We start from the raw sequence: 5,418 nt of genomic DNA, 5'->3' as shown, positions 1-5,418 counted from the left end.
AAAGCCCGGCAATGCCGGGCTTTTTTGTAGCCGGTGACGGCTTAGTGACCAGAGATAATCAGGTTACCCGTCAGATCCAGGCCGATCAGCTCCACATCACCCAGAGCGGAAGCAGTGCCATCACCCAGGGTAAGGTTAGCCATACGAACATCGATACCGTTGGTGGCATCACCGATGTTATCCAGGCCGATGACCAGACCACTAGCAGAAATATCGATGCCAGTGTTCACAGTCAGGTTGGCGCCACCGCTATCGACTACAGACAGGTCAGTAGTCAGAGAGCCGCCAGACACCGAACCGCCGGCATCAGAAACAGAGAAGCCGCTCAGGGAAACACCGCCAGTAATGGAGGTATTCAGAGCAATCATGTTGCCCTGAGGCTCGTTACCCAGCTGAATGTTCATGGTGGTCGCACCCAGAGTAAGGGTACCCAGAGTCACAATACTGGAAACAGTATTGGCCGTAGACCAGGCCGGAGTAGTGTCGTCACGACCGGAGGACGCAACACCCAAAGTACCCAGGTTAACTGACAGGTCAGCAGGCAGGCTTACCTGAATGTTCAGGTAAGGCGCATCAGTGCCAGTAGCGTTACCGTCGTCTGCGTCGATAATCAGGGAAATCTGATCAGTCGTATTGGCGCGGGTGATAGCAAAGCCATCGATAACCAGAGCACCAGCACCGTTAGCGAGGCCATCGGTGTCGTGAATTTTAAGACCAGCAGAAATATCAGTTGCCAGACCAATGGTGATACCGTCACGACCCGTTACGTCAGACAGCGCATCGTCCTGCATCGGCTCGAGAGCCAGGGCGCTCATGGGCGCGGCGGCTACGGCTGCTGCAAGAGCAAGTTTCTTGAAACCCATTGTTATTCTCCTCGTGTGCACAACGTTGTTGTAATGCTTATAGTGCGCCCCGGTTCTCGCAGAGCACGCATTTACGTTAACACAACAGTTACAAAAGCCAATGCGTCCGTTACAAAACTTTTTGTCTCCAACGCCAACCTCTATCCCGCTGATATAAAAGGATTTATTAAACAGTGGCACGAATGTATCAGCAAAATATTCCCAGGCCAGCTTTCGGCAATCGCATAATCTGTTACTGCCAGTAACAGGATAGGCACCCTTTTCTGTAACAGGTAAACTAGCGTTGCCCAAAAATGAACCGGTGACATGATTACACGCTGCCTATACCGCTCCGGGGGGCAACTTCTTGCCCTGCCCCAGCCCGATCTGACCCTTATCGCCTCGAACGAGGATGACATGCGGGCCTGCATGACCCAGGTGAAGCGCGAACTCGGGACACGATACCGATTTGTCTGCGGCTTGCTGCCCTATGAAAGTGGCCATTGGCGGCACAACCTGCGGGTAGCCCCCCTGCCGGTTACGCTATACCTATATAAAGAACCACCCATGTTATTGGCTGACTCGGGGGAGGATCCCGGGGACTTCCGCCTGCATGGGGCCTTCAAACCAGATCAATCGAAAGGCGAATACCTCCAGTCCCTGTCACAAATTCGGCGTTACCTTGAGGCTGGAGATTGTTACCAGGTCAATTTGGCGCAGCGCTTTTCCGCTCCTTTCAGTGGCTCGGCCCTCTCGGCATGGCTCGCACTGGATGCTGCCCACCCCGCCCCCCATAGCTGCTATTTTGATACTGGCGATCAACAGATCTTTGGTGTATCACCAGAGCGTTTTCTGTCCATCCGCCAGGGCAAGATGATCAGCGAACCGATCAAGGGTTCACGGCCCCGGGGCGCAACCCCGGAAGACGATCTCATCCTTGCCCAGGAATTGCAGGCCAATCCGAAAGACAAAGCTGAAAATCTGATGATCGTTGATCTTCTACGGAATGATCTTGGGGCCTGCTGCAAGCCAGGCTCGATCAGTGCCTCGCCGCTGTTTGAACTACGACAATTCAGCAATGTTCAGCATCTTGTCAGCACAGTAAACGGCGAGCTCAGCGATGGCATCTCCCCACTGGAGGCTCTCTGGCAAGCGTTTCCCGGCGGTTCGATTACCGGTGCACCCAAAAAACGCGCCATGGAAATTATTCATGAGCTCGAACCTTTCGAGCGGGGTGCTTATTGCGGCAGCTTCTTCTGGATGGATGATCAGGGCAACCTGGATAGCAATATCCTGATCCGCACCATGCAGACGGAGGGAGACAGGATCTATTGTCATGGTGGCGGGGGGATCGTGTTTGATTCCGAACCGGAAGCCGAATACGAGGAGAGCTACTTCAAGGTCGCGAAACTGATGGGGGCGCTGGAAGACGCTTTTTTGTAAGGCTGGATCCGGGCAGAGGGGATTTGACAATAATGGCGGAGAGGCACATTCGCCCATTTGCGCCTAAAGCCCTTGTGGGAGCCTGCCTGCCAGCGATGGATCGTCGTTGGCCAGGAAACGCCAGCAACCGAGCCCCCACAGGAGCATCACAGACAGTCGCTGGCGAGGCAGGCCCCCTACAAGGCGTGACCGGCTTCGTGTTACAGCGGGATATCGCGCGGGCTGGCCTTGACGATTTCTTTTTTCAGGTCTTCGTAGCTGTGTACCGCCGGGAATTGCGGGAATTCGGCAATGACGTTTTCCGGAGCATGGAACAGGATGCCCTGCTCGGCTTCAGACAACATGGTCGTGTCGTTGTAGGAATCGCCGGCGGAGATACAGTGATAATTGAGGCTATGGAAGGCCTTGATAGACATGCGCTTGGGGTCTTTCTGGCGCAGCTTGTAATCAGTGATTTTGCCGCTCTCATCGACTTCCAGGCGGTGACAGAACAGGGTCGGCCAGCCCAGCTTCTTCATCAACGGCTTGGCGAATTCGTAGAAGGTGTCCGACAGGATGATCAGCTGGAAGTGCTCACGGGCCCAATCAACGAATTCCTTGGCGCCCTCTAATGGGTCCAGGGTATCGATGACTTCCTGGATATCAGGCAGGCCATAGCCTTTCTCATCCAGAATGCGCAGACGCATCTGCATCAGTTCATCGTAGTCCGGGATGTCCCGGGTGGTGGCACGAAGTTCCTCAATGCCGGTTTTCTCGGCGAAGTTGATCCAGATTTCAGGAATCAACACCCCTTCCAGGTCCAGACAGAGCAGTTCCACGGTTTTCCCCTATGGGTTGATCAGGCGCGCACAATGTAGCTGCGAGCCCTATAGAAATCAATTGGCGCCAGATAAAGGCCGGTTCTGCACTCAGAGCACAGCGTCCACGCAGGAGAACCCTCAACAGGCTTCAGGGGGGGCAGAATTCTCGGGGGACGGGGGCGCTGAAAGTGCACAGGACCCACTTGCCCAGAGCACTCATTGGGCAAGACACATCAACAGATAAGGCACAAAGCACCGAATCAAGCGGTTTCACATAGTGCACGCTGTGGCCCCTGGCGAGCGGATTCTAGCGGACGGGCAATTCAATGTCGGCAAACAGAGCTTCACGCTCTTCCCTGTTACTCGCCTTGATCGCGGCTTCTACCAGGTTCTGGCTGAGGTGAGGTGCAAATGCCTTGAGGAAGTCGTACATGAATCCCCGCAAGAAGGTCCCCTTGCGGAAGCCGATTCGGGTGGTGCTGGATTCAAACAGGTGGCTGGCATCCAGCGCGACAAGGCCCTTGTCTTCAACCGGGTCCACTGCCATATGGGCAATGATCCCTACCCCCATCCCCAGGCGCACGTAGGTCTTGATCACATCGGCATCGGCGGCGGTGAATACCACCTTGGGCTCCAACCCTTTGTCCGTGAAGGCGTCGTCCAGCTTGCTGCGGCCAGTGAAACCAAACACATAGGTCACAATCGGGAATTCCGCCAGTGCTTCCAGGGTCAGGGGTGTTATCTTCGTGAGTGGGTGCCCCTCGGGAACGACGACCGTACGGTTCCAGCGGTAGCACGGCATCATGATCAGGTCTGAAAAAAGATCCAGGGCTTCTGTGGCGATCGCGAAATCGACACTGCCATTAGCCGCCATCTCGGAAATCTGCATGGGCGTACCCTGATGCATATGCAGGGAGACATCCGGGAACAGTCGGGTGAACTGATGGATCACCGGCGGCAAGGCGTAGCGTGCCTGGGTATGGGTAGTGGCGATACTCAGCTCACCGCGAGACTCATCACGGAATTCCTGGGCGACACGACGAATGGATTCGGTCTGCTGGAGAATTTCGCCGGCAATGCGCAGAATCGCCTGCCCGGCTGGAGTGATATGGGTCAGGTGCTTGCCACTGCGAGCAAAGACCTCAACCCCAAGTTCGTCTTCCAGCATGCGGATCTGCTTGCTGATACCCGGCTGCGAGGTGTAGAGCGCAGCAGCGGTGGCAGACACATTCAGATCATGGCGCGCGACTTCCCAGATGTAGCGTAGTTGCTGCAGTTTCATCCTTGCCTCCGCAAGCTGATCCTATACCGGTTATAAGAATATAAGGAATTATGCGTTCCGCGCATAGCACGCATAGGGAGACTAACCCTCCTGCTTTCGCCGGTTGGCAATACCATGGGGTACATGACCCGCGGCAACGTGCCGGGAGGCAGATTCACAATGCCCCTGCTGATCATCAAAGAAGACATCGGCGCCGAAGGCTCTCAGGAAATCTCCCTTGGCGAGCCCGCCCAGGAACAGGCTTTCGTCCAGGCGAATATCCCATTCCCGCAATGTGCGTACCACCCGCTCATGGGCCGGAGCACTGCGGGCAGTGACCAGTGCCGTGCGGATTGGGCAGCTTTCCACGGGAAAGCTGTTCTGAAGCTGGTGCAGAGCCGCCAGAAACGGCTTGAAAGGCCCGCCATCCATAGGCTGCCTGGCGGAGCGCTTTTCGTTTTCGGTAAAGGCTTCAAGCCCATCGCTCTGGAAGATCTGTTCCGACTCATCCGAGAACAGCACCGCATCTCCATCAAAGGCAATCCGCAAGATGCCATCGGGCCGTTGGCACTGGCCGCCCGAGAGAATCGTGGCAGCCGCATAGCCGGCTTCCAGGACTTGCTGAACATCTCCGGGATCAGTGGAAAGAAACAGGTGCGCCCCAAACGCCGAGACGTAACGGTGGGGACTTTCCCCCCCGGCAAAGGCAGCACGGGTGATCGGCAAACCGTAATGCTCAATGGAGTTGAACACGCGCAGGCCAGTGTCAGAGCTGTTTCTCGATAGCAGGATCACCTCTACCCTGCCCTTACCTTCATCCAGCTCATTGATGGCCAGCAGCTTTTGTACCAGCGGGAAGGCATCACCCGGGGCCAACACATCCTCTTCGTGATTGACCTGATAATCCTGAAACGCTTCCAGCCCTTGCTCCAAATAAACCTGGTGGCTGTCTGAAAGATCAAACAGGGCTCGCGAACTGATCGCTACCACCAACTTTCCATCAAACGAAACCGGCATAGTCCATTCCAACTGTTTGGGGCTTTCATTAACCAGGGAACCTCTGAATAACTCC

At 55.6% G+C, this 5,418-nt stretch carries 5 protein-coding genes; 1 reads left to right on the top strand and 4 read right to left on the bottom strand.

Annotation, left to right across the window (positions count from 1 at the left end; all coding sequences use genetic code 11):
* Positions 1-41 precede the first annotated feature (41 nt).
* Positions 42-863: a putative pilus system protein FilA gene (gene filA, locus Q672_RS29420; RefSeq protein WP_022986107.1), complete on the bottom strand. Its 822-nt coding sequence runs from the start codon at positions 861-863 to the stop codon at positions 42-44.
* 306 nt (positions 864-1,169) lie between these two features.
* Between filA and Q672_RS29415 the strand changes: the two genes are divergently transcribed.
* Positions 1,170-2,285 carry an anthranilate synthase component I family protein gene (locus tag Q672_RS29415; RefSeq protein WP_022986106.1) on the top strand — a complete coding sequence of 372 codons (1,116 nt, stop codon included), beginning with the start codon at positions 1,170-1,172 and terminating at the stop codon, positions 2,283-2,285.
* A gap of 200 nt (positions 2,286-2,485) precedes the next feature.
* On the opposite strand, the gene thrH is transcribed toward Q672_RS29415, so the two are convergent.
* The 3 genes from thrH to Q672_RS29400 all read right to left on the bottom strand — a co-directional run.
* A complete protein-coding gene (gene thrH, locus Q672_RS29410; protein WP_022986105.1) occupies positions 2,486-3,103 on the bottom strand; it encodes a bifunctional phosphoserine phosphatase/homoserine phosphotransferase ThrH in 618 nt (205 codons plus the stop codon).
* 289 nt (positions 3,104-3,392) lie between these two features.
* Positions 3,393-4,367 (bottom strand): HTH-type transcriptional regulator CysB, encoded by a 975-nt coding sequence (gene cysB / locus Q672_RS29405; RefSeq protein WP_022986104.1) that lies wholly within the window; start codon positions 4,365-4,367, stop codon positions 3,393-3,395.
* Between the two features lie 81 nt (positions 4,368-4,448).
* Positions 4,449-5,418, bottom strand: a 970-nt coding sequence (locus tag Q672_RS29400) for a 5'-nucleotidase (protein ID WP_022986103.1), incomplete at its 5' end; no start/stop codon positions are given.

The sequence above is a fragment of the Alcanivorax sp. P2S70 genome (genome assembly GCF_000475295.1).
Taxonomy (GTDB): domain Bacteria; phylum Pseudomonadota; class Gammaproteobacteria; order Pseudomonadales; family Alcanivoracaceae; genus Alcanivorax; species Alcanivorax profundi.
The sequence above is the reverse complement of the archived record's forward strand: the minus strand, read 5'-3'. Positions and strand labels throughout refer to the sequence as shown.